This is a genomic window from Halobaculum limi (assembly GCF_029490015.1).
Lineage (GTDB): Archaea > Halobacteriota > Halobacteria > Halobacteriales > Haloferacaceae > Halobaculum > Halobaculum limi.
On record NZ_CP120468.1, the window covers coordinates 1446531 to 1469465 of the forward strand.

Below are 22935 nucleotides of genomic sequence, written 5' to 3' on the forward strand. Positions count from 1 at the left end.
TAATCCAACGCGGACGGAACCTGAAAAGTAAAGTCGGGGTGCCGCACACGTTGTGCTATGTCGACAGGTCCCCACTCGACACTCGCCGGCCGGGTGTGCTCGCAGGCGTCCGGCGCACTCGTCGTCGCACCTCCACCCTCGCTCGTTCGTGCGGTCGTCTCGCGACTCTCCGCACCACCCGACGCGTCAGCGTCGGATCAGGCGACTGGCCGCGTTCGACTCCTGTGTACCGAGGCTGCCGTCCGGACGGCGATGGTTGACTTTCTCACCGCGAGCGGCGCGGCCGACGCTGTCGCCGACGGTCGACTCGCCGTCCGAACCGTGCCGTCGCTCGATTCGAGTTTCACCCTCGCCGACGGAGCGGTCTACGCCCACGTCTCGATACCGGAGACACAGGCGAGTGAACCGACGATGCCGACGGGGTTCGGTGACGTGTCCGGCGACGACGAGTCCCTCTACACGGCACTCTCGGCCCCGTACGAACAGACGTGGGCGAACGCGGACGAGTACGACCCGGACGTACCGCCGCGGTCGCAGGTCGTCGAATCGTTCCGTGAGCGGTGGCCCGAAGCGGCAGAGACGTTGGCGGCGACGTTCGCGTCGGCGGAGACGCTCCGGACCGACAGCGCCGTCGACCCGGTTCTCGTATGCACGCTCGTCGCCGCACGCCATCGCCTGCTGACGATGCACCTCGGCGAGTGGGTGGAAGACGTCGGCTTCTCCAGTCGGACGGAGGTCTCCCGCGCGAAGGGGCGACTCGTCGACGCCGACCTCGCGGACACCGAACCGGAGACGGAGGGCGTTGGCCGGCCGCGACACCGACTCGTTCCGACCGCGGCCGTCGAACAGGCGACGGGAGCCGAACTGCTCGCGACGGCGCGGGCGACGCTGGTCGAGTGACCGATCGGGGGACACCGATAAGTCGATCCGAACCGTTGCCACGAACGGTAATGAGCGCCGACGATATGGAAGACCCGAGTACACGCGAGACGACGACCTGGCCCGACTTCGGCATCGCGCTGTACGAACGGCTCACCGGCCGCGGCGCGGAGATCAGTTACACGTTCGACGATATGGAGATCGACGTCCCCAGTCAGGCAGGTGCAGACGCCGAACACGCTCACTGGCGACTCAACGGGACGCTCCGAATCGCCTCACACAGACACGAGAATACCGACGAGGAGTAGTCGCTCGTGAGCGACGCCTCCCCGGATCGGATCACGGTCGGCGACCTCCGGATCGAAGCCGACATTGAGGCCTCTGTCGACGGCGACTCGCTTCGCGTTCGCTCACGGGACGGCCGGATGGAGGTGTACGCTGACTGCTTCGCTGCGATCCGCGCGTTGTCGGACCTCCCGGAGGTACTCCCGTCGCGTCTCGGTGACGCGCTCGATTCCGTCCCGGTCGGCGTCCACCTCTATGGTGTCGAAATCGCACGGATCGACCCGGGCGTGTCGCCGGGGCCGCTGTCGCGCGCACTCGGTACTGCGCCCGCCCGGGTTCACCTGCGGGCACTCGCCCGCGCACTTACTCGCCGCCCCGACTGACGCGCCACCCGCCGGCGTGTCCGTCGGTCACTTGGTCGCCCGCATCAACGCGAACAGTTCCTCACGAAACCGATCTGGATCGATCGCCGCCTCGATAGCGTCGGTCGCTCCGTCGTCGGGAGCCTCCCGCACTGCGGTCGGATACGCGCCGCCGACGAGCAGGTACGACCCCCCGACCGGACGGAGCGCAGCCCACCCCTTCGCGCGGACGCTCACGCCGTCGAGTCGACACAGCGCGTCGTAGCCAGCGGTACGGGCGTCGTCGTCGACCGCGGGACCGTCGCCGTCGGCGTCTCGCGTACGGCGGACGCCCTCGAATCCGCGCTCGCCGAGCGTGTCGGCGAACCCCGTGAACGCGCGGTTGGCGACGAGTCCCGTCAGCGCCACCGATGGCTTCGTCGCTGGCGACAGCGTGAGTCTGCTCGCGACGAAAAAGCGCCACACCCGCTCCAGTCCGATCGCGTTGGCCAGTCGCTCGCGGAGGGCGACGTCCTCGAACACGAGCGTCGCCGCCTCGACGGTGACGACTTTCGCGTCGAAGGCAGTCGTCTCCTCGCGACTGCGCTCGCGCCACCTGCCGGCGGCGATGGCGTCCGGCGGCGGCGACGGGAAGCGATCCGACATTCTTTGCGTGCCACCGTCACACGCGACGGAGATAACTGTGCGGTGCCGTCGTGTGAAGCCGACAGAGAACTACCGAGTCGGTGACTTTAACCGACATCCACCCCCACATTCGACAAATGGCTTTTGAGGATCTCTTGGCCGACCCTGTCATCCAGAAGTACCTCCACGAACTCGTCGGCCCGACGGGGATGCCCGTCGCGGCGGCCCCGCCGGACGGCGAGGTCACCGACGAGGAACTCGCCGAGGACATGGGACTGGAACTGAACGACGTGCGCCGGGCGCTGTTCATCCTGTACGAGAACGACCTGGCCTCCTACCGGCGCGTCCGCGACGAGGACTCCGGGTGGCTCACCTACCTGTGGACGTTCCACTACGAGAACATCCCCGAGAACTTGGAAGAGGAGATGCACCGCCTGCTGGAGGGGTTGGAGAAGCGCCGCGAGTACGAGTCCGACCACCAGTTTTACCTCTGTGAGATCGACTCCATCCGCTTCGAGTTCGAGGAGGCGATGGAGTTCGGCTTCGAGTGCCCCGAGTGCGGGTCGCCGCTGGAGTCGATGGAGAACTCCCGCCTCGTCGAGGCGATGGAGTGGCGCATCGACGAGTTGCGCGACGAACTCAACGTCGACATCGAAGCCGAGGCGGAAGCGTAGATGGTCGTTATCGCGACTAAGTGCTACGTCGAGGGTGAGGCCCGCGACCGCGCACTCGACGGGATGACTTCGCTCATCGGTAACGATCTGGGCGACCTCGACGTGGAGTTCGAGGTGGGCGTCCGCCACGACGACTTCATCTCGGTGACGGTGTCGGGCCCCGACGAGACGGTCGCCCGCAACGTCCTCCGCGAGGAGTACGGCGAGGTGACCGACCACTTCACCGACGGCGAGACGTACACCGGCACGCTGGAGGGGTGGGACGACGACGGCTTCGTCCTCGACGCGGGCACGGAGATCCGGATCCCCGCCGACGGCCTCGGCCTCGGTGCCGGGTCGCCGACGCAGGTGCGCGACCGCTTCGGCATCGTCCAGCACATGCCGCTCCAGTTCGTCTACGACGCAGAGAACGGTCACGAACTCGCCGACGCCGAGCGTGACCGCCTGTACGACTGGACGCGCGGACAGGGCCGCGTCAACGTCAACTCCGCCACTCGCGCGGAGGTGCGTGCGACCGTGAACCGGGCAGGTCACGCGAACGACATCGTGACCGTCGAGCGCATCGGGTTGCTCGAACAGAGCATCATCTGCCGGGAGAACACCGACCCGCCGGGACTGCTCGCGTCCATCGGCGGCTACCTACCCTCCGAACTGAAAGCGGTCATCCCGTAGGCCTATGACACGACGGAGACGACTCCTCGCGGTCGCCGGCCTCGCCGTGATGCTCTCGCTGTCCGGGTGCCTCGGCATCCTCGGCGGCGGCTCTGTGTCCGACGAGCGACTCGACGCCACGCCACCGGGCGGCGCGTACGACTGGAACGCTAGCGTCGACGCCGACCGCGACGCGCACATCACCATCTACGAGAACGCCTCGTTCGCCGCTATCTACGCGGTCGACGGGAACGAGATCGAACTGTACCGCCGCGACGGCCTCGGTGGGCGCAACCCCCTCGACGTGCGTGCGATCCGGTATCGCTACCCCAACGGGACCGTCATCACGGGGACCGAACTCCGCGAACGCGGTGCGATCGAGCAGACGCGCGACGTGGTCCGTATCACCTTCCCCGGCGAGGGCGATGTTGAGGGCGACCGCATCGCGGTCACGGCCGGGTCGACGCCAAAGCGGTTCGCGCTCCCGACGTACGTGAAAGGCTCCTACGAGGTGGTGTTGCCGCCGAATCGTAGGGTGTCGCTGCCGGTGTTCGGCGACACCAGTCCGGGCGGTGCGACCACGTCCGTCGACGACGCGGACCGCCTCCACGTCGTCTGGGACGACGTGCAGACCAACTCGGTCGTCGTGCAGTTCTACCTCCCGCAGGACGTGCAGATATTCGGCGCAGTGTTCGCTGTGTTCACCGTCGTCGGTCTCGGCGGCCTCTACTACTACCGCCGCCAGATCGAGGCGCTGCGCGAACAGCGTGAAGACCTGGGTCTCGACGTGGACACCGACACCGACGACCTCGACGACGACGACCCACCGCCGGGAATGCGCTGACCGGGCGCTGCTCTCGACCGGCTACACTCCCGAAACCGACGCCGCTTTTCACCTGCCCTTCGTCGGCTTGCATATGACGAGCGACGCCGCCGCGAGTCTCGCGGTGCCGACGGACGCCGACCTCCCGCCGTTGGCGTTGGATATCGACGGGACGTTGACGACGCCCGACCACACCGTCGACCCGCGGGTGTTCGACGTGTTGCCCGACTGGCCTGCACCGATCGTGTTGGCGACGGGCAAGTCGTTCCCGTACCCCATCGCGCTGTGTCACTTCATCGGCATTCCGGAGCGTGTCGTCGCGGAGAACGGCGGCGTCGTCTGCGTCGACGAGCGGGTTCGGCTGACGGGCGACGCCGACCGCGTGGCCGCCGCGACCGACGCATTCCTCGAGGCCGGCGGCGACCTCTGCTGGGGCGAGGCCGACACGGTCAACCGCTGGCGCGAGACGGAGGTGGCCGCCAGTCGCGACGCCGACGCCGACCTGTTGCGCGCGGTCGCCGAGGAGTTCGACCTGTCGTTCATCGACACCGGCTACGCCTACCACCTCACCGACCCCGCCGTGAGCAAGGGCGCGGCGTTGCGGGAGGCAGCGGCGGTCCTCGACCGGGAGGCGAGCGAGTTCGTCGCCGTTGGCGATTCGATGAACGACGCCTCGACGTTCGAGGTCGCACGCGAGGGATACGCAGTCGCCAACGCCGACGAGACGGCGCGGGAGGCGGCCGACGTCGTCCTCGACGAGGGGTATATGGACGGCACGCTGACGGCGCTTCAGCGCGTAATCGAACAAGCAGACCGCTGAGACGGCTCCTCGGCACCCTGGCTACTCGGGCGTCGTCGACGCCGCGACCCACTCACCGAACGCGTCGCTGACAGCGTTCTCCTCGAACCGCTCGATACACGGCGTGTCGTACGGGTGCAGCGCTTCGATCCGTGCTTCTGTCTCTTCGACGCGGTCCTCGCTCGTCTTCACGAACAACAGTTCCTCGGGGTCGTTCTCCACGACCTCACCATCCCAGCGATACGTCGACCGGCAGGGGACACGGTTGACGCACGCGGCGAGTCGCTCCTCTACGAGCGTCGCCGCCAGATCGGTGGCGGCCGACGGCGGCGCGGTGACGTACAGCGTCGCCACGCCTACGCCTCGGTCGCGCGGTCGTCGACGTCCTCGAACGGAACGAACGAGCCGTTGATGTCCCACTCGTGGATGCAGTAGACGCCGCCGACGGCGTCCGCGTCGGCGACCACCCAACTCTCTACTTCGTCGTCGAATCGCTCCTCGCGACCACACCGCTCGCAGGTGCGCTGGTGGGGACGGCGGATACGGACAGGCATACTCGATAGGGGCACGCGCCCGAACTTAAACCCTCTCGGGCCCGTCGCCGTCGGGGGCTGCCAGCGTCGAGAGGTCGGCCTCGCGGACGTGCATATCCACAGGTGGCGACCCGATCCACAGACTCGTTAGGGGTGGTGTTTTTGCTCCGCCCCTCGAACGGACGGCGATGGGATTCCACACGTTCGACGTCGATCGCGCCGACGCGCTCGAAGACCCCGGCCGATTCCGCTACTGTTCGGCGGAGGAACTGCTGTCGCTGCTGGCTGTCGGTCCTGACGCGACGGTCGCAGACCTCGGGTCGGGCACCGGCTTCTACACCGACGTCGTCGCACCCCACGTCGACACCTGCTACGCCGTCGACGTACAAGCGGAGATGCACGAGTTGTACGCCGAGAAGGGCCTCCCGACCACTGTCGAGACGGTGACCGCTGGTGTCGAGGACCTCCCCTTCGACGACGACACGCTCGACGCCGCCTTCTCGACGATGACGTATCACGAGTACGCTGGCGAGGACTCGCTGGCGGAACTCGCACGCGTCGTCGCACCCGGCGGTCGCGTCGTCACCGTCGACTGGACCCGCAGTGGGTCGGGCGATGCCGGCCCGCCCACGGACGAACGCTTCGCCGTCGGCGACGCCGCGAGCGCGTTCGAGGACGCCGGATTCAGTGTCGAACGCGCGGAGACACGCACTGAGACGTTCGTCTGCGTCGCGCGGCGCTGACCGCGTTCCCCGCCGCACCGACGATTACGCGTCGTGGCCGTCCCAGAACCGTTCTAACCCGAATTGGAGCATATCCGCGCTCACCGGGCGGAACTCCTCGCGTTCGTACTCGGGGAGGTACTCCCGGACGGCGTTCCACGACTCGCGGGCGTAGCGAGCGTCCACGAGGCAGCGGACGCCCACCTCGTCGGTGCCCCGGATGACGCGCCCGATAGCCTGTCGCGCCTTCCGCACCGCCGGGACCGTCAGCGCCGTCTCGAAGCCGTCGCCGAACTCGCGGTCGTACGCCGTCTTCACGGCTCTGGTCCGCGGCGACGACGTGTTGATGATCGGGACGCCGCAGACGACGGCCGCCGCGAGGCGGTCGCCCTCGTAGTCGACACCCTCCGTCAGCGTGCCGCGGATACTCGTCACGAGCACCTTCGACTCGCCCGCGAAGAAGTCGCTCTTCAGCGACTCGGTGACGGCGTCGTCGCTCGACTCGTCGAGGAGGACGGGCTTGTCGACTTGGCTGTTGTCCTCCAACGACTCGGCCATCCACTCGGCCTCGCCGTAACTCGGCATCCCGACGAGGACGTTCCCCGGCGTCGTCGCCGCGACCGTCGCGACGGCGTCGACGTGCGCGCGGCGCGTCTCGTTGTCCTCGCCCGGAGCGCCGCGATTCGAGAACGTGAACTTCGGCACGTCGAGCGCGAACGACGCGCGATTCTCCTCAGGGAAGCCAAGTCCGTACGTCCGGTCCTCGACGGGTCGTCCCTCCGATTCGAGGTGGTTGAGGCCGGTCACTTCGCGGAACACCGAAAGCGGCGCGAGCGTCGCCGACATCAGGACGCCACCGCCGAACTCCGCGAGGCGGTCCCCGATGGCGTCGGCGGGCACGCAGTTGTGCAGGGCGAGGCGCGCGGAGTAGGCCCGTCGCCACGACTCCGGTGGCTCCGTCTCGTCCCACGTTCGCCGAAGTTCCAGTTCTCTGAAGTACGTCTCGTGGTCACAGCGATACCAGGCGTTCAGCGTGCGCCCGACGCCCGGTGCGGCGCGCTGGCGGTCCTCGTCTTCCGCCTCGTCGAGAATCCTGGCGACGACCGCGCCAACCTGTTCGGCGCGGGACCACACTCGCTCGCCGTAACCAGCCTCGCGTGCCCACTCAGTTATCTCGTCGACGGCGGGTTCTTCGGGGTCTCGGAGGGGAATCTCCTCGTCGTCCAAGTCGGTGAGGTTCGCGCGCCAGCCGCGACGCTCACGGTCAAGGAACGACTCGACGCGCCGATCCAGTTCCTCGCGGAGGTCGACGACGAACTCGCGGAGGAGTTTCACCTCGTCGAGGCTCACCTCGGCGTCCGCGAGTTCGCCGCGCACGAGGTCGGCGTCGGTCGTCCCCTCTGTCTGCTTGCCGGCGTCTTCGAACTGCACCGGCTGGATGACCCGCGTCAGTTCGTTCTCGGCGTCGCGCAGGCTGGCGTCGGCGACGCCGTCGGAGACCAGGTCGCGGACGCGGGGTTCGAGCATATGTGCCTCGTCGCAGACGACGAACGTCGAGTCGTCGACGAGTGCGCCCGTGAAGCCGCCGACAGTCGTCGGGTCGAACGCGTGATAGTAGTTGCCGATGACGACCTCTATCTCGGGCAGCATCGCGCCCATCACCGAGTGGGGGCAGGTGCCGTGGCCCGCCGCGAGGCCGACCAACTCCTCGGCGTCGACGAGGCCCCGGTCGGTGAAGTCGAAGGGGACCGCCTCGGCGGCGTCGCCCTCTTCGGGGAGGTCCGCGAGGTACTGCGCGTAAAAGGGGCAGTACTCGACGCCGTCGCGGGTCGAACTTCCCCCGTGATCCGGCATCTCGGGAAGGTAGGGCGTCGGTTCGCCCGCAGTTTCGAGGTAGTTCACGCCGTCGTCGGCGGTGTCGGCAAAGCCGGTCTGTGCCCGGCGTGCCTGTTCGGCGAGTGCCCCGGGCGTCGTGTCGCCTCCCTCGCCGACCAGGTCGCGGGTTCGCTCGCGAAGCCCCTCACAGCGGTCGTACACGTTCGACGTGTCGACGCCGCCGCGGTTCTCGCGGGCGTACGGACAGACGTCCGCCTTCCCGACGAGCGTCAGTCCGGAGACGGGCCGCCAGTCGTCGGGCAGGTCGTCGTTGATGGCGCGGAGGTCGGCCTCGAACTGGCGCAACTGCTGTTTGACGCTCGTCAACACCAGCACGCGCTCGTAGTCGCTGTCGGGGTCGCGCACGAGGTCGATGCCGGCTGTCAGCGCTAGCATCGTCTTGCCCGTGCCGCAGGCTCCTTCGAGTGCGAGAAAGCCGTCTCGGGCCGCGACGTCGCGGGCGGCCTCGATGCCGTCCGCCTGTTCGGGGTACGGTTCGGGGTGCCCGAACACGGTTCGCCACGTCTCCTCCGTCGCCTCGCTCACGGTGTCATCGGTGGTTGCCACGGGTTTCAGTCCGTCGATGGTCCCGGTTCGGTACGTGAACCTTCGCCTCGGCGGCGGCCGTGCGACCGCCGCCGGGCCGCGACTTACAGGAGGCTCCCGCCGAGGACGATGACGGAGAGGTTGTTGGCGAACACGAACAGTCCCGACGCGACGAGCAGTCCGAGCCACGTCTCGATGACGACGCCGTAGTAGGGACGAGCGTGCGCCGGCGTCACCCGGTACGTCTCGATGAGGCCGTAGAACACGACGACCGCGATGACCGTCGCCGCGAGGTTCATCGCGACGAGGACGGACACTGGCTGGCCGAGCGCCCACCGGACCACCGGGTTCGACTCGTACTGAATCCCGACGAGCGCCGCCGCGTACATCGTCGTGAGCAGGTCGACCGTGATGAGCAGAAACAGCGCGACGGCCGCCCAACTCCAGTACTCCTGCACCCGGTCGGTGATAGCGGCGTCGCGCAACTGTGTCACGATTCGCTCGGCGGGGAGTGAGTATCTAAGACTAACGGCGCGACTATCGTCGGCGAAACTCGCTACCCGCCGTCGTCCCCGACTGCCTCGACGAGCGACCGAGCCTCGCCTTGCGCGTCCGGGTGGGGGGCGAACGACCGCGTGTGCGTCACGTCTGCGTCGACGGCGGCGTCGACGACCGCCGCCAGCGACTCGGTCGGGTACGCCGCGCCCGCCAGCAGGAAGGTGTCGCGCCACGGTCGGATCGCCGCCAGTACTTCCACCGGGAGCAGCAGCGTCCCACCCGTCGCCTCCTCGATCACGGCCGCCGCGTCGACTGGGTATCGGGCCGTTATCTCGAACAGCCGTCCCTCGACGTCGCCGGCGTCGTACCGTCGGGTTGGTCCGGCGTCGACATCGCGCAAGCCGGACTCGCGCAAGTCGGCGAGGAACTCCCGACACGCCTGATTCGCCGCGAAGCCGACGACCGACGCGGGCGACACCGGTGCGCGTTCAAAGCCGGGACGGAAGTGACACCGCGTGACGAAGAACGCCCGCGCGGCGCGGTCCGCCGCCGTCGACGGCACGGCCGCCGCGACGCTCGGGTCGTCGTAAAACTGCGTCCGCACGGCGACGGTGACGAACGGGGAGTCGAACCCGACTTCCGTCTCGTCACCGGCGAACTCGTAGCCCGCAGCGGCGAGGGCGGCGTCGGGGACCGGCGGCGCGGGAACCGATCTGTCGCTCACGACCGTGCCTCCGGACGGCGTCGTGAAAAGCGAGGTGGCGATTACGGCCCCCGGCCCACCCAGACGCTGTCGGTCGACGTGTTGCCGTCGGCAGAGGCGGTCGCACTCGCCGGCACCGCCGTCCCGGTTCCCGTCTCCACGGTCGCTCGCCCGGTGCGACCGTCACGGCGGTCCGCGGCGGCCGCGACCGCGGCGGCGGGGTCGACGCGGCCGTCCTCGGCGGTCGTTCGGAGCAGTTGTTCGACTTCTGCAGGCGTGAGCGTATCGTCCCCTGCTTCGGCGGTCATCGCGATGACGACGCTCGCGACACGAGGGGCGGCGGCAGACGTGCCTCGCAGCAGCGTTCCATCGTCGAGGCGAACGGTTCCGTCCGCGCGAACGTCCGTGTCTGCGGGGGAGTACTCCGCGAGTCGACCGTTCGACCCAACTGCACCCACGGAGATGACTCCCGGTGCGGCCGTGGGTGCGATGGCGCTCCCGTTGGCCCCGGCGAATGCGAGGCGATGCCGGGCGGCGTACAGGTCGACGGGGCCGGTTCCGGGGTCGCGTGCGTACACGGCGACGTAGTAGTTGCCGCGGGGAAGCACCGCGTCGATGGCCTCGGCGTAACCGGATTCGCGCGTCGACTTCGCCACGAGCGTGTCTTCACCGGGCGTGTCACGGTAGAGGTACAGGTCGTAGTCGGCCGCGTCCTCCCAGTACAGTCGGAGGGTGACGGTTCCGTCGATGGTGCCGTTTCCGAGGCGGTTCCCCTGCGTACCGTCGTCGCCGAAGGCGACCCAGCCCCCGTTGGCCGCCGTGCCGCGCCAGTGTCGTTTGGCGGTGTTGCCGCCGGAGGTGACGAACACCGTCCCCGAGGTGGCGGCGCGTTCGGCCGCTTCGGCGATGCGCTCGCGCCCGTCGGCAGTCCGCGGGAAGTAACTCCCGGCGTCGACGATGACGTCGACGTCTTGGGCGACCAGCCACTCGACGGCGCGGGCGTACTCGTCGGGTGTCGGCTCGTAGCCGACCGACGCGAGATACAGCGAGGAGTCACGGGCGCGTTCGGCGACGACGCTCGCGACTGCGGTGTCGTGCTTACCGGCGACGAGGCCGAATCGCGGCGAGGTCGTCCGGTAGCGGTCGGCGACACGACCGTCCAGCGTCGCGGAGTCGGCGAACGCACTCCCGATGACGCCGACGCGAACGGCGTCGTCAGTTCCGCTGGGCGCGGCCGGGTCGATAGCTGGCACGTCGGCGTCGTCGTCGACGCCACCCGAAACCGGCGGGCCGAGTGGGCCAGAACCGGACACCTTCCGCGGGGTCGCGTCACCGTACCCGTTCGTGACGCTGGTCACGTCCGCACCGACGAGGCCAGCGCCGACGCTGGTGACGAGGAGGATCACCACGAGAACCACGGGCGAACGGCTCACGGCACTACCGCTCGCGAAGGCGGCCGACGGCGATGACGGTCGCGAGAACGAGCAGGCCGCCCGCGAAGAACGCCGCGCCCGGCGGGAGCGCACCCAGCGCCGCTCCGCCGGTCGCGCCGACGGCGTCACCGATACGCGGGGCCGTCTCCGGCCCCGACAGCGTCGCCACGTCCGCGCCGAACAGCGCCTGCACGAGGAGACTCGCGCCCGCGAGCACCGCGAGTGCGCCGAGGAAGCCGCCCAGCGAGTCGGTCAGCGACGACCGGTCGGACTCGCCGCCGACGGCGACCACCACGCGGTCGTCGGTCGGGCCGTAGACGGTCATCTCACGGCCCTTTACCGAATACCGGGTGTCGACCGTCTCGACGAGGCCGGCGTCGACTAGTTTGGAGACGTGGTGGCGCACGTTCTGCACGGACGTGTCGGCGGCGTCGGCCAGTTCCGACGCCGTGTGTGGCTCCTCGTGGACCGCGGTGAGGATTCGTCGAGCGGTCTCGGGTGCGAGCGCACCGATGAGGTCGTCGGCGCCGTCGTCGTCGAGCCAACAGACGCGGACCTGCTGATCGGGTTCAGTCGGAGTACCGTCCTCGGGGTCTGCGGCAGCCTCACTCGCTGCTCCGGCGCTGGCGGTCGTCTCGGTTCGTTCCGTCTCGTCGGCCGCGTCTGTGGTCGCGTCCTCGGGCAACGAGACGGGGGTGGACGCGTCGGACCCGGTAGCGGCCCCGCCGTCTGCGCGGGGTTCGCTGGCGTCGCCATCGCTGGCGTCGTCGCCGTCGGCCCCCTCGGCGTCCGTCGAGTCGTCCGGACTCGACGGGAGCGTCCCAGACATACGGTCCAATATAAGATACACGACCAAAACGTTTCGGTCGGTTTGGGTGACGGATCGCTGGGAACACAGCGATTCGACTCCAGGATCTGTCACCGTATCTCGCTTAGCCACGAGAACCAGTCAGTCGACTCGAGTATCTCTCACGGTTGTACCCGCCGATCGTCGGGCGGCGTCGGGAAGCGCCCAGCGAGATACAGCGCCCCGGTGACGACCAAGATGAGTGCCACGCCGGCCGCGAACAGGCGGAACACCCAGTCGAACGCGAGTCCAGCGTCGGTGAGTGCGCCGACGACGCCAGAGCCGTTGGCTTCGAACAACAGCGCCGTCCCCGAGAAGACGGCGTACGCGCTGGCGCGGTCGGGCGCTGGGAGCGTCGAGAGCATATACGTGTCTACCGCCGGGAACAGGGCGTGGGCGGCGTAGCCGATGAGCGCCGAGACGACGGCGAACGACGCGAGCGACCCTGCGAACGTCAGCGCGACCAGCGAGACGAGAAACGCCGCGTTGAGCGCCAGCAGGTACGGCACCTTCGGCAACCGATCTGCGAGGCGACCGCCCAACCAGAAGGCGGGGACGCCCGCCGCGAACGCGACCGTTAGCAGGAAGTTCGCGTTCGCGGGCGTCAGCCCCTCCGAGAGCAAGTAACTCACGTAGAAGTTGAACACGCCCTGCCACGCGAACCCCGAGACGGCAACCAGCGACATCCCCGCGAGGACGATGCGCCAGTGCGACAGCGCCGCCCGGAAGTTCCGCGACTCCACACCGCCGTCCGGTTCGGCGTCGTTCGGGTCCCCGCTCGTGTCCGACCTGACGTCTTCTCGTCGTCGAACGACCACGACCAGCGACGCCGTCGAGACGGCCGCACCGACCGCCAGCAGGCCGAACACGACGCGCCAGTCGCCCGCCTGCGCGATGACCCCGAGCACCAGCGCCGGCGCGAGGACGCTCGCCACCTGACTCGCGGTGCCGTGAATCCCCACCGCTCGCCCCGTCGCGTCGGGGTACAGTTTGCCGATGAGCGGGATTGCAGCGACGAAGTAGCCGCCCGTCGAGAGGCCGACGGCGAATGCGCCCGCCTGCAACCCGAGCAGGGAGTCGGTCGTCGCCGTGAACGCCGACGCGACTGCGAGGGCGACGCCGGTGGCGACGACGACGCGTTCGCGGGCCACTCTCGTCAGCACCCACCCGACGGGGATGCGCGGGGCCGCGGTTCCGATCCACACCAGCGACGTCACCGACCCGACCGCGGCCGCCGAGATACCCAGTTCCTGCTGGAACTCCGGGACCAGCGGCGCGAACGCCACCCTCCCCATATTGACAAGGAAGACGAGGCCGCAGAGCGTGGTGAACAGGCGGCGCGTCACGCTCGGACGTGCACGCGGCGGGGGTCAAGCGTTCCGGATCGGATGCCACGACCGCTCCGAGTCGGCCCCAATCCAGTAGGCTCAAACCCCGACCGGGCGAATCGCCGGCAACTCACCGTGCGCGTCCTCGACTACCTCGAACTCTCCTCGCAACTCGACCGCGCGGGCATCGGCACCGCCCACGACCAACAGGTCGAGGCGCTGACCCGCGCCCGCGACGCCGGCGCCGACGTCGAGGTGTTCACCTCGCCGTGGCCCGACGGCGACCCTACCGAAGGCATCGCTCGTGGCCTCCGCGGCGACGGCTTCCTCGTCGACGTCGACGTGGTCCACCTGAACCTCATCGGCCCCGCGAGCGTCGCACTCGCCCGTCACGCCAAGCGCACAGATACGCCCCTCGTCCTCCACTGTCACGTCACTAGCGAGGACTTCCGCGAGAGTTTCCGCGGGTCGAACACCATCGCGCCGGCACTCCGTCGATACCTCCGCTGGTTCTACTCGCAAGCCGACCTGGTGCTCACGCCCTCAGAGTACACGAAGCAGCGACTGGAGGGGTACCCCGTCGACGCACCCATCCGCGCGATGTCGAACGGCATCGACCACGGCTCCGTCGAGGGACACGAGCAGTTCCGCAAGTCGTACCGCGAGCGCTTCGACCTCGATGGTGTGGTGATGTTCGCCGTCGGGTCCGTCTTCGAGCGGAAGGGGTTGACCGACTTCTGTGAGGTGGCGAATCGGACAGACCACGACTTCGCGTGGTTCGGCACCGTCGACGACGGCCCGCAGGCGTCCCCGACGGTCAAGCAGTGGACGCAGCATCCGCCCGAGAACGTCACGTTCACCGGGTGGGTCGACGACAAACCCGGCGCGTTCGGCGCGGGCGACGTGTTCTTTTTCCCGACGAAAGAGGAGAATCAGGGCATCGTCGTCCTCGAGGCGATGGCGTGCGGGAAGCCGTGCGTCCTCCGCGACATCCCCGTGTTCCGCGAGTACTTCGAGGACGGCCACGACTGCCTGTTGTGTGACTCGCGCGCGGAGTTCGTCGAGGCGCTGGACCGACTCGCGACCGACGCCGACCTCCGCGAGCGACTCGGCGCGAACGCTCGCGAGACGGCGGCCGAACACTCGCTGGACCGGGTGGGTCAGGAACTGGTGGCGACGTACGAGGAGTTGCTGTCGTGAGCGGATTGGTCGCCGTGTCGACCCACCGCTCGTGCCGCCCGCGAGACGAAACGGGTTTGGGCCGACCCCCAGAAGGCTCTCGTCAGTGACTCCCCGAACGGTCGCCGCCTTCACCGACACGTACCTCCCGACGGTGAACGGCGTCACGTACACGCTCCAGTCGTGGCGACGACGCTGGCAGGAGCGCGGCGGCCGAATGGACGTGGTGTTCCCCGGCGCACCCGACTACGACCCCGGCGACGGCGAGTACACTACCCGCAGCGTCGGCTTCCCCTTCTACGACGGCTTCCGCCTCGGCCTGCCCGGCGTCCCCGATGCCGTCCGCGACGCCGACGTGGTCCACGCGCACACGCCGTTCGCACTCGGTCTCTCGGGGCTGTATCTCTCCCGTCGCATCGACGCGCCGCTGGTCGCCTCCTACCACACACCGACCGCGGAGTACGCCGACTACATCGCCGCCGGTCCCGTCGCCGACGCCATCGAACACGCCGCCCGCGGCTACGAACGCCGGTATCTGAACGCCGCAGACGCGGTGGTGGTGCCGAGCGAACCCGCGGCGAACCACCTGCGCAACATCGGCGTGCGCTCGCGCGTTGACGTGGTTCCTAACGGTGTCGACACCGAGTTCTTCGCCCGTCCGGACGACGAGACCCTCACCGCGTTCCGCGAGCGATACGCGCTTCCCGACCGTGATGAGGGCCCCGTCGTCGGCTACACCGGTCGCCACGGCTTCGAGAAGGAGTTGACGCAAATTCCGCCGGCGGTCGCCGCCGCAGATAGCGATCCGACGCTCGTGTTCGGCGGCGACGGTCCCGCACGCGACGCGGTCGAGGCAGCCTGCGAGGATGCTGGCGTCGACGCGCGCTTCCTCGGCTTCCTCCCGCGTGAGGAGTTGCCCGCGCTGTACGCCACGCTCGATGCGTTCGTGTTCCCCTCGCCCGTCGAGACGCAGGGTCTCGTCGCCTTAGAGGCGAACGCCTGCGGGACGCCCGTCGTCGGCGTCGAGGCAGGTGCGCTGGAAGACACCGTCGTCGACGGCGAGACGGGCTATCACTTCCCCCACGAGGACACCGCCGCCTTCGCCGACGCCATCGACCGGGCACTCGCAGACCGCGAGCGACTCAGCGAGCGCTGTCTCGCCCGGCGCGACCAGACGAGCGTGGAACACGCGGTCGACAAACTCGAAGCGGTGTACGACGCGGTGTCGGAGTAGGCACCGACAGCGTACTCGGCGTGACGGATTCGAGCGTCACAGTCGCGACGCTCGTGAGTGTCTACGACCGGTTCGCTGGAAAACGGCAACGGCAGCGGTCGTCGGACCGAGGCTCCGACCAGTCGGTCGACTGCGCCTCAGTCGTCCTCTAACGCCTGTGCGATCCGCTGAAGCTGTCGGGTCGCGTCGCGAACCTCGTCGCGGAGTTGTCGGACCTCGCGCACGAGTTCCTCGTTGCCAGCCGACTCTTCTTCGCGGGCGCCGGGGCCGCCCATCCCGCCGGGGCCGCCGCCCATCCCGCCGGGGCCGCCGCCACCGCCCATCATCCCGCCCATCATCTGCGCGAAGGGGTTGCCGCCGCCCATCCCGCCGGGGCCGCCGCCACCGCCCATCATCTCCTCGGGAGAGGGTGCGCCGCCTTCTCCCTCTTCGCGCTCTTGCTCTCGTCGCTCGCGGATCTCTTCGACTCGCTCGCGGAAGGACTTCTCTTCCCCATCGTCGCCAGCGCTCTCCTCGGCGTCGGTTCCGGAATCCTCAGGGTCGTCTGCCATACGCCGCGGTTCGACCCGGCGGCCGAAAAGCGTTGTTCCTCGGACAGCGGAACCGAGTCCTCTTATGTGATGACCACCGAGACAGCGGCGTGTTCGCGGACCGGTCTCACGCCATCGCCGACGACACGCCCCACCGAGGGTACGGAGTCGCCGTGACGCCCGGAACGAGCGGCCCCTGTGCGCTCGTCGCCGGGCACGGACCGGGGAACCGCTTGCTGTGCTGGCGCGACGGCGCGCTACGCGACGTGGCCACGCCCGCCGTCGCCGACGAGGGACGCCACGCCATCGGCGTCGTCGCCGCCGACCTCGACGCCGACGGGATGGAAGAACTGTACGTCCACAACACCGACGCCTACGAGGGCCGCTGTCGCGATACGGACCTCCTCCTTGACCCCGTCGACGTGCGCCCGGACGACCCCGACGTGCGCTGGCGCGACCTGTTCGGCCTCGCGGTCAACGCCGACCGCGGCAACTTCCGAGCGGGTCGGTCGGTCGCCGCCCTCGACCGCTACGGGACCGGCCGCTACGGCGTGTTCGTCGCCTCCTACGGCGCTCCATCCCGCTTCTATGAACTCGGAGACGACGGCCAACTCTCGGATATGGCCGAGGCCGTCGGCCTCGAGATGGAGGGCGGCGCGCGGTCGCTGCTCGCGGGGTCGCTCGTGAGCGACCGGATGGATCTGTTCGTCGGCGTCGAACGCGGTCCCAACCGCCTGTTTCGCAACGACGCGGGCCACTTCACCGAGGTCGGGGCCGCAGTCGGCGTCGACGCACCCGAGACGAATGCTCGCGGCGTCACCGTCGCCGACGGCGACCTCGCAGTCGGCGCGTGGGAGACGCCGAGTCGCCTGTTCGCGGACGGGGGCGACACGCTCGCGGCCGCGTCGACCGACGGTGGGCCCGGCCGGGAGACGGTCGGCCACCGATCCGGTCAGCCGACCACGGTCGGCGGTGACGACGGCCACCGCGGGCGGCCGGCCAGACGGTTCACCGACGCCACGCCTGCGTCGTTCGCCGCGACGAGTCGGACGCGGACGCTCGTCGCCGCCGACTTCGACAACGACGGCCGCGAGGAACTGTTCTGTAACGCGATGGGCGCACCCAACAGTCTGTTTCGCAAGACTGGGGACGGTTGGACGGAGATAGACGCGGGCGACGCCGCCGAACCCCGTGGACTGGGAACCGGCGCGGCGGTCGCCGACTTCGACGGCGACGGCGCACTCGAACTGCTCGTCGTCCACGGCGAACTCGCGGCCCAACCGCTCACGCTGTACGGTGTCGACGGTGCGAGTGAGAACGACTGGCTTCGCGTCCGCCCGACTACGCAGTACGGTGCACCCGCCCGCGGTGCGACCGTCACCGTCGAGACGCCGTCGTGGACGCGGACGAAGACGGTGTGTGCGGGGTCGGGCTACCTCTGTCAGATGGAACCGGTCGCACACTTCGGCCTCGGCGACGCTCGACCGGAGCGGGTGACCGTCCGGTGGCCGGACGGCCGAACCGAGACGCTCGACGGCCCGGCGGCACGAACCGAACACGGGGTCGCACACCCGATGGCCCCGCGCTTCTGACGGAACCGATTTGGGCACCGCGGTCGGAAGTCGACCCGTGACAGACGACCGGCCGCCGCGACGAGGCAAAGTCGACCGCGACACCTTCGAGTCGGTCGTCCGTTCGTCGCTCGGGGCCAACCGCGAGGACGTCCGTCTCGGGCCGACCCACGGCGTCGACTTCGGCGTCCTCGACATCGGTGGCCGTGCGCTCGTGACGGCGACCGACCCCATCTCGATGCTCCCCGACCTCGGGTACGAGGAGGCGGGCCGATTCGCGGTCGGGTTCACCCTGAGCGACGTGGCCGTCTCCGGAGTCGCGCCGACACACCTGTGCCCCTCGTTCACGCTCCCGAGCGACGTGAGCGACGAGGAGTTCGCCGCCTTCTGGACGGGGATGACCGCCGAGTGCGAGACGCTTGGGGTCGCGATTCCCACTGGGCACACCGCCCGCTACCCCGGCGCGTCGCTCCCCTGGGTCGGCGCGGCGACCGTCCTCGGCGTCGGCGACCACGACGACGTGATCCGACCGGATGGCGCTCGCCCCGGTGACCGCCTCCTCGTCACGAACGGCCCGGGCGTCGAGACGGCCGCGCTGTTCGCCTCGCTGTTCCCCGACGCACTCGCGGACGCTGGCCTCGACGAGTCCACCGTCGCCGAGTCGGCGAGTCTCCTCCCCGAGACGAGCGTCGTTCGCGACGCACTCGCCGCGGCCCGTGCGGGACGGGCGGGCGACGGCGGCGTGACCGCGATGCACGACGCGACGGAAGGAGGACTGCGGGGTGCGCTGTGTGAGATGGCCGCGGCCGCTGACGTCGGCTTCGACGTCGACTCCGCGGCGGTGCCGACGAACGAGGCGGTCCTCGCGACGTGTTCGGCGCTGGATATCGACCCGTGGACGTGTACCACCTCGGGGACGCTCCTGTTGGCAGTCGCTCCCGCCGCTGTCGGCCGGGTCGTCGGCGCGTTGCGTGACCGCGGCACGCCCGTCGGCGTCGCTGGCACCGTCACGTCGGAGGCCGGCGTGACACTCGACGGTGCGGCCGTCGACCCGCCCGCCGAAGACGGATCCTGGGGCGTCTACGAGCGACTGTCTGCGCGGCGCTGAGGAACCGCCAACTGATAGTCCGGTGACTTCCGTACTGCAGCCTCGGCGTCGAGAACCCGCACGTAATTTGCAGGTCGATATTCATTCACCAAAATAACATATAGTCGGGGAACGTAGTCGTATGGAGAGATGAGAGACACCACCGAGGGACACGACCATCCGCCCGAACAGGACGCGGAGTCGGACCAAGCACCTGGGTTGGCGGACGACGACCTCTACCGTGCGCTCGCTGCGACCGAGCGGAGACGGGTGCTGTACGTGCTCCAAGAGTCCGGCGAACAGACGGTGGGGCAACTCGCGACGCTGTTGGCCGGGTGGGAGGCGTCGACGTCCGGGCGGATGCGCGATTCGCGCGACCACGACCGGATCGCAATCGAACTCGTCCACGTCCACCTCCCGATGCTCGCAGACCTCGGACTGCTCACGTTCCACCAGGAGGCTGACCGCGTTCGCCCGGTGGAGATAGGCGCGGCGGTGGCTGACCTCCTCGAACAGAGCATCGACGCCGAGCAATGACCGCCGGGACGCGGATGCTGGACTCGTTGCTCCGGGAACTCGAGTCGGAGACGACTCGCGTCACGGTGTACCGTCGCGAGAGCGACCCGCCTATCGACGACATCTTTCCAAACCGAAACGTCGACATCACCTACAAAGCCCTCCCACCGGCCGGACCGGACCCGTTCGTCGTGGTCGAACGGAACAGCGAGTTCGTCGGCGTCCTCGGACTCTCGGAGTTGGAGGCGCTGGTCGAACCGCCCATCGTCCGCTCGCAGGACGACGACGGCGTCTCGGAGGCGTATCGGGTGTTCTTCGACGTCCTCGACGACACGGTGTTCACCGCGATGGACCGCACGACGCTGTTGGCGGTGAGTCGCGAGATAGAAGACCGCGCGTACCGCGTCGGGACCGGCACGCTCCGCGTGAGTTTCCAGCGATTTTCAGCCTTCCAGTCACAGATCGCGGTGTACCGGTCTCTCGCGGCCGACACGTCGCTCGACATCCACATCCACGGCGTGGCCGACTGGGACCCGCCGGCTATCGACGGCATCACGTACCACGACTCCGACGCAGGCTCACTCGGCCGCTACTGGGCCCTGACGTTCGACGGCGGCGGCGACCCGATGCAGGCGTCCGGCCTCCTCGCGGAGGAACGCGACGACGGCTACACCGGCTTCTGGAGCGACGACGCCGGTATCGTCGCGAACATCGAACGCGGTCTCGTCGAACACGTCTGAGCGTCGTTACCGCCCGCTCCTCTCATCTGCGACCCTCGACCACGGGGCGCCCGTGGCTCAGTTCTTGGCTTTCCGGTTGCTCGTCGCCGCCGCGAGTCGGTCGCTCGTCGCTTCCGCGAGGTCGTCGAAGGCGGCGTCGGCCGCGTCGACATCGTCCGCGAACGAGAGGAAGCCGTGACACATCCCTTCGTAGTCGAGGTGGTCGACGCCCACGCCCGCGTCTGCGAGACGAGTGGCGTACGCCGCGCCGTCGTCGCGCAACGGGTCACACTCGCCGGTGACGACGACGCCCGGTGCGGTCACCGAGAGGTCGCCCGCGCGAAGTGGTGCGGCGTAGGGGTTGGCGGCGTCGACGTCCGATCGAAGGTACTGCTCCCAGAAGTGGCGCATATCCTCACGGGTCAGCAACGGCCCGTCGGCGTTCGACTCGTAGGAGTCGGTGTCGAACGCGCGGTCGGTGATCGGATACAACAGCGTCTGGACCGCCGGAGCCGCGTCGTTCGGTGTCGCGAGCGAGGCCGCCGCCGCGAGATTCCCGCCGGCAGAGGAGCCAGCGACGCCGACGACGCCGTTGCCGCCGAACTCGGCGGTGTAACCGCGAGTCCACTCCAGCGCCCGAATGGCGTCGTCGATGGCGGCCGGGAACGGGTGTTCGGGCGCGAGGCGGTAATCGACGGAGACGATGACCGCACCCACGCGTCGACAGAGTCGCCGCGCGAGGTCGTCCGCCGAGTCGAGCGTGCCGAGACACCAGCCGCCACCGTGGAAGAAGACGAGCGTCGGCGCGGGCGTCTCTTCGGGGCGATACACCCGGAGCGGCAGGTCGTCTCCGTCCGGGCCGGAGATGGCGAGGTCGAGGGTTCTTCCGACCGGAAGGTCGGTTCCGGCCGTGTCGTCGGTGAACAACTCGTCTTCGATGTGGCGGGCGCTCTCCACCGAGAGCGCGTGCCACGGCGGGACGCCGAGCGACTCGATGTCGGCGACGACCTCGCGAACCTCCGGGTCGAGACCGTAGAGGCAGTCGGCGTCACCCGCTGAATCGGACGCAGTCATACGGACGCGAACGGCTGGCAGCGGTATGAAACGCGGGCCTTCGTGGTGGCCCGGTGGCGATTCCGGGCGAAGCCGGCGGCGTCGGCGCCGATGACCGGAACCGTGCCCCTCTTGCGCGCCCGCCGCCGAGCGGTCGACGTGTCGCTCTCGCTCCGGAGTCTCGTCGGCGCCGACGCGGACGTCCTCGCCGACCGCGACTTCCGACTGCTCCTCCTCGCCTCGCTCATCTCGCCGATGGGCGCGTCGGTCGTCTCGCCGATCGTCGAGTCGCTAGCAGGACCGTACGGCGTCTCGGCGACGGAGGTGGCGCTGCTGCTGTCTGCGTTCACCGCGCCCGGCATCGTCTGTATCCCGCTGTCGGGCGTCCTCGCGGATCGGTACGGGCGCAAACCCGTCCTCGCGGGTGGCCTCGCGCTGTTTGGTCTCGCCGGGTTGGGCCTCGCACTGACGACCGACTTTCGGGTGGCGTTAGCCCTGCGACTCCTGCAGGGCGTCGGCTATACCGGTATCGGCCCCATTCTCATCACGGCGACTGGCGACCTGTTCTCGGGCGCTCGCGAGTCGGCCGCACAGGGCGTGCGATTCACCGCTGTCGGCGCATCGCTGACCGTGTTTCCGTTCCTCTCGGGGGTGCTCGTCGCGTTCGCGTGGCAGTTCCCGTTCCTCCTGTACGCCGCCGCGCTCCCGGTCGCCGTCGTCGTCGCGGTGCGGTTCACCGAACCTGCAGACCTCGGCGGCGACTCGGACACCGATGACGACGATGCCAGTGGGGGCGTCCGTGCGTTGTTGGCGCTGGCTCGCCAGCCACGCGTCGCCGCGACGTTGCTCGGGCGGGCCGCGCCGGGGTTCCTCTGGTTCGCGTTCCTCACGTACAACTCCATCGTGGTCGTGCGACTGCTCGGCGGAACGCCCGGCGCGGCGGGCGCACTCGTCGCCGTCGCCTCCGTCACGAGCGCCGTCGCGACGACGCAGGTGGGTCGCCTCACCGCCCGCTTCGGTCGGACGCTCCCCACTTTCGCCTCCTTGGTCGTCGGTGCGGTCGGCTTGGCGGGACTGGCGCTCGCGCCGTCAGTGCCGGCCGCACTCGCTGCCGGGATTCCGGTCGGCGCGGGCTTTTCGGTCGCGCTGACGCTGTACCGCTCGGCCATCACCGGCCTCGCGAGCGACGACCTCCGTGGGGGCCTCGTCAGCCTCGGTGAGTCCATTGGTCGCGTCGGATCGACGGGCGCACCCATCGCGATGGGTGCGGTCGTCACGCTCCTCACTGCGCCACTCGGCTACGCTGGGGCGGTTCGGGCCGTCTCGCTTGTCGTCGCCGCCGGCGTCGTCGTCGTCGGGGGCGTACTGTTGGTCGTCGGCGAACAGGGTGCGGGGACGGGCGCGGCGACGGACGCGACCGCCGGCGACGACTGACCCCACGCGGCAGTCGCCGTCGCGTCTCTC

26 protein-coding genes are annotated in these 22935 nt (G+C 69.2%); 15 read left to right on the forward strand and 11 right to left on the reverse strand.

Features of this window, described 5'->3' with window-relative positions; all coding sequences use genetic code 11:
* Window positions 1-57: 57 nt before the first annotated feature.
* Genes P0D77_RS07290 through P0D77_RS07300 form a run of 3 tightly spaced genes read left to right on the forward strand, consistent with a single transcriptional unit; the run spans window position 58 to window position 1547 of the window.
* A complete protein-coding gene (locus P0D77_RS07290) occupies window positions 58-900 on the forward strand; it encodes a transcriptional regulator TbsP domain-containing protein (protein ID WP_277555632.1) in 843 nt (280 codons plus the stop codon).
* Between the two features lie 50 nt (window positions 901-950).
* Window positions 951-1187 (forward strand): hypothetical protein, encoded by a 237-nt coding sequence (locus tag P0D77_RS07295; protein WP_277555633.1) that lies wholly within the window; start codon window positions 951-953, stop codon window positions 1185-1187.
* A 6-nt stretch (window positions 1188-1193) separates the two neighbouring features.
* A complete protein-coding gene (locus P0D77_RS07300; RefSeq protein WP_277555634.1) occupies window positions 1194-1547 on the forward strand; it encodes a hypothetical protein in 354 nt (117 codons plus the stop codon).
* A gap of 27 nt (window positions 1548-1574) precedes the next feature.
* On the opposite strand, the gene P0D77_RS07305 is transcribed toward P0D77_RS07300, so the two are convergent.
* Complete coding sequence (locus P0D77_RS07305) at window positions 1575-2171, reverse strand: DUF6517 family protein (RefSeq protein ID WP_277555635.1); 597 nt, start codon at window positions 2169-2171, stop codon at window positions 1575-1577.
* 116 nt (window positions 2172-2287) lie between these two features.
* On the opposite strand from P0D77_RS07305, the gene P0D77_RS07310 reads away from it, so the two are divergent.
* From P0D77_RS07310 to P0D77_RS07325, 4 genes are all read left to right on the forward strand, one after another.
* Window positions 2288-2824 (forward strand): transcription factor, encoded by a 537-nt coding sequence (locus P0D77_RS07310; protein ID WP_277555636.1) that lies wholly within the window; start codon window positions 2288-2290, stop codon window positions 2822-2824.
* Complete coding sequence (locus P0D77_RS07315; protein WP_277555637.1) at window positions 2825-3496, forward strand: DUF2110 family protein; 672 nt, start codon at window positions 2825-2827, stop codon at window positions 3494-3496. It begins immediately after the preceding gene.
* 4 nt (window positions 3497-3500) lie between these two features.
* On the forward strand, window positions 3501-4319 hold the full coding sequence (locus tag P0D77_RS07320) for a DUF5803 family protein (RefSeq protein ID WP_277555638.1): 819 nt from the start codon (window positions 3501-3503) through the stop codon (window positions 4317-4319).
* Between the two features lie 73 nt (window positions 4320-4392).
* Entirely contained in the window at window positions 4393-5118 is a 726-nt protein-coding gene (locus tag P0D77_RS07325) for an HAD-IIB family hydrolase (RefSeq protein ID WP_277555639.1), read from the forward strand.
* 21 nt (window positions 5119-5139) lie between these two features.
* Here the strand turns inward: P0D77_RS07325 and cutA are convergent, their stop codons facing one another.
* Together cutA and P0D77_RS07335 are read right to left on the reverse strand one after the other, a co-directional pair.
* Entirely contained in the window at window positions 5140-5451 is a 312-nt protein-coding gene (gene cutA, locus P0D77_RS07330; protein WP_277555640.1) for a divalent-cation tolerance protein CutA, read from the reverse strand.
* A 2-nt stretch (window positions 5452-5453) separates the two neighbouring features.
* Window positions 5454-5651 (reverse strand): HEWD family protein, encoded by a 198-nt coding sequence (locus P0D77_RS07335; RefSeq protein WP_277555642.1) that lies wholly within the window; start codon window positions 5649-5651, stop codon window positions 5454-5456.
* 167 nt (window positions 5652-5818) lie between these two features.
* Between P0D77_RS07335 and P0D77_RS07340 the strand changes: the two genes are divergently transcribed.
* Window positions 5819-6373 carry a class I SAM-dependent methyltransferase gene (locus P0D77_RS07340; protein WP_277555643.1) on the forward strand — a complete coding sequence of 185 codons (555 nt, stop codon included), beginning with the start codon at window positions 5819-5821 and terminating at the stop codon, window positions 6371-6373.
* Window positions 6374-6397: 24 nt separating this feature from the next.
* On the opposite strand, the gene P0D77_RS07345 is transcribed toward P0D77_RS07340, so the two are convergent.
* The 6 genes from P0D77_RS07345 to P0D77_RS07370 all read right to left on the reverse strand — a co-directional run bounded on the left by P0D77_RS07345 (window position 6398) and on the right by P0D77_RS07370 (window position 13600).
* Entirely contained in the window at window positions 6398-8794 is a 2397-nt protein-coding gene (locus P0D77_RS07345; RefSeq protein WP_277555644.1) for an ATP-dependent DNA helicase, read from the reverse strand.
* An 83-nt stretch (window positions 8795-8877) separates the two neighbouring features.
* On the reverse strand, window positions 8878-9267 hold the full coding sequence (locus tag P0D77_RS07350) for a hypothetical protein (protein ID WP_277555645.1): 390 nt from the start codon (window positions 9265-9267) through the stop codon (window positions 8878-8880).
* Window positions 9268-9329: 62 nt separating this feature from the next.
* Entirely contained in the window at window positions 9330-9995 is a 666-nt protein-coding gene (locus P0D77_RS07355) for a DUF6517 family protein (protein ID WP_277555646.1), read from the reverse strand.
* Window positions 9996-10036: 41 nt separating this feature from the next.
* On the reverse strand, window positions 10037-11407 hold the full coding sequence (locus P0D77_RS07360) for a S8 family serine peptidase (RefSeq protein WP_277555647.1): 1371 nt from the start codon (window positions 11405-11407) through the stop codon (window positions 10037-10039).
* 4 nt (window positions 11408-11411) lie between these two features.
* Window positions 11412-12236: an ArsR/SmtB family transcription factor gene (locus P0D77_RS07365; RefSeq protein ID WP_277555648.1), complete on the reverse strand. Its 825-nt coding sequence runs from the start codon at window positions 12234-12236 to the stop codon at window positions 11412-11414.
* Between the two features lie 140 nt (window positions 12237-12376).
* A complete protein-coding gene (locus P0D77_RS07370; protein WP_277555649.1) occupies window positions 12377-13600 on the reverse strand; it encodes an MFS transporter in 1224 nt (407 codons plus the stop codon).
* Window positions 13601-13717: 117 nt separating this feature from the next.
* Here P0D77_RS07370 and P0D77_RS07375 point away from each other — a divergent pair, with 117 nt between their 5' ends.
* Together P0D77_RS07375 and P0D77_RS07380 are read left to right on the forward strand one after the other, a co-directional pair.
* The gene (locus P0D77_RS07375) at window positions 13718-14782 is read left to right on the forward strand and encodes a glycosyltransferase family 4 protein (protein ID WP_277555757.1); all 1065 of its coding nucleotides are present in this window, start codon (window positions 13718-13720) and stop codon (window positions 14780-14782) included.
* An 85-nt stretch (window positions 14783-14867) separates the two neighbouring features.
* Entirely contained in the window at window positions 14868-15995 is a 1128-nt protein-coding gene (locus P0D77_RS07380) for a glycosyltransferase (RefSeq protein ID WP_277555650.1), read from the forward strand.
* A gap of 137 nt (window positions 15996-16132) precedes the next feature.
* Here P0D77_RS07380 and P0D77_RS07385 read toward each other — a convergent pair whose 3' ends face one another.
* Window positions 16133-16546 (reverse strand): hypothetical protein, encoded by a 414-nt coding sequence (locus tag P0D77_RS07385; protein ID WP_277555651.1) that lies wholly within the window; start codon window positions 16544-16546, stop codon window positions 16133-16135.
* Between the two features lie 89 nt (window positions 16547-16635).
* On the opposite strand from P0D77_RS07385, the gene P0D77_RS07390 reads away from it, so the two are divergent.
* The 4 genes from P0D77_RS07390 (at window position 16636) to P0D77_RS07405 (ending at window position 20439) form a co-directional block, all read left to right on the forward strand.
* Window positions 16636-18117 (forward strand): CRTAC1 family protein, encoded by a 1482-nt coding sequence (locus P0D77_RS07390; protein ID WP_277555653.1) that lies wholly within the window; start codon window positions 16636-16638, stop codon window positions 18115-18117.
* A gap of 37 nt (window positions 18118-18154) precedes the next feature.
* On the forward strand, window positions 18155-19204 hold the full coding sequence (locus P0D77_RS07395; RefSeq protein ID WP_277555654.1) for an AIR synthase-related protein: 1050 nt from the start codon (window positions 18155-18157) through the stop codon (window positions 19202-19204).
* 129 nt (window positions 19205-19333) lie between these two features.
* Window positions 19334-19720 carry a DUF7344 domain-containing protein gene (locus P0D77_RS07400; protein ID WP_277555655.1) on the forward strand — a complete coding sequence of 129 codons (387 nt, stop codon included), beginning with the start codon at window positions 19334-19336 and terminating at the stop codon, window positions 19718-19720.
* The gene (locus P0D77_RS07405; RefSeq protein ID WP_277555656.1) at window positions 19717-20439 is read left to right on the forward strand and encodes a DICT sensory domain-containing protein; all 723 of its coding nucleotides are present in this window, start codon (window positions 19717-19719) and stop codon (window positions 20437-20439) included. Before P0D77_RS07400 ends, P0D77_RS07405 begins: the two co-directional genes overlap by 4 nt.
* A gap of 57 nt (window positions 20440-20496) precedes the next feature.
* Here the strand turns inward: P0D77_RS07405 and P0D77_RS07410 are convergent, their stop codons facing one another.
* Window positions 20497-21492, reverse strand: coding sequence for an alpha/beta hydrolase (locus P0D77_RS07410; RefSeq protein ID WP_277555657.1), 996 nt, complete (start codon window positions 21490-21492; stop codon window positions 20497-20499).
* A 90-nt stretch (window positions 21493-21582) separates the two neighbouring features.
* Between P0D77_RS07410 and P0D77_RS07415 the strand changes: the two genes are divergently transcribed.
* The gene (locus P0D77_RS07415) at window positions 21583-22905 is read left to right on the forward strand and encodes an MFS transporter (protein WP_277555658.1); all 1323 of its coding nucleotides are present in this window, start codon (window positions 21583-21585) and stop codon (window positions 22903-22905) included.
* Window positions 22906-22935: the final 30 nt, after the last annotated feature.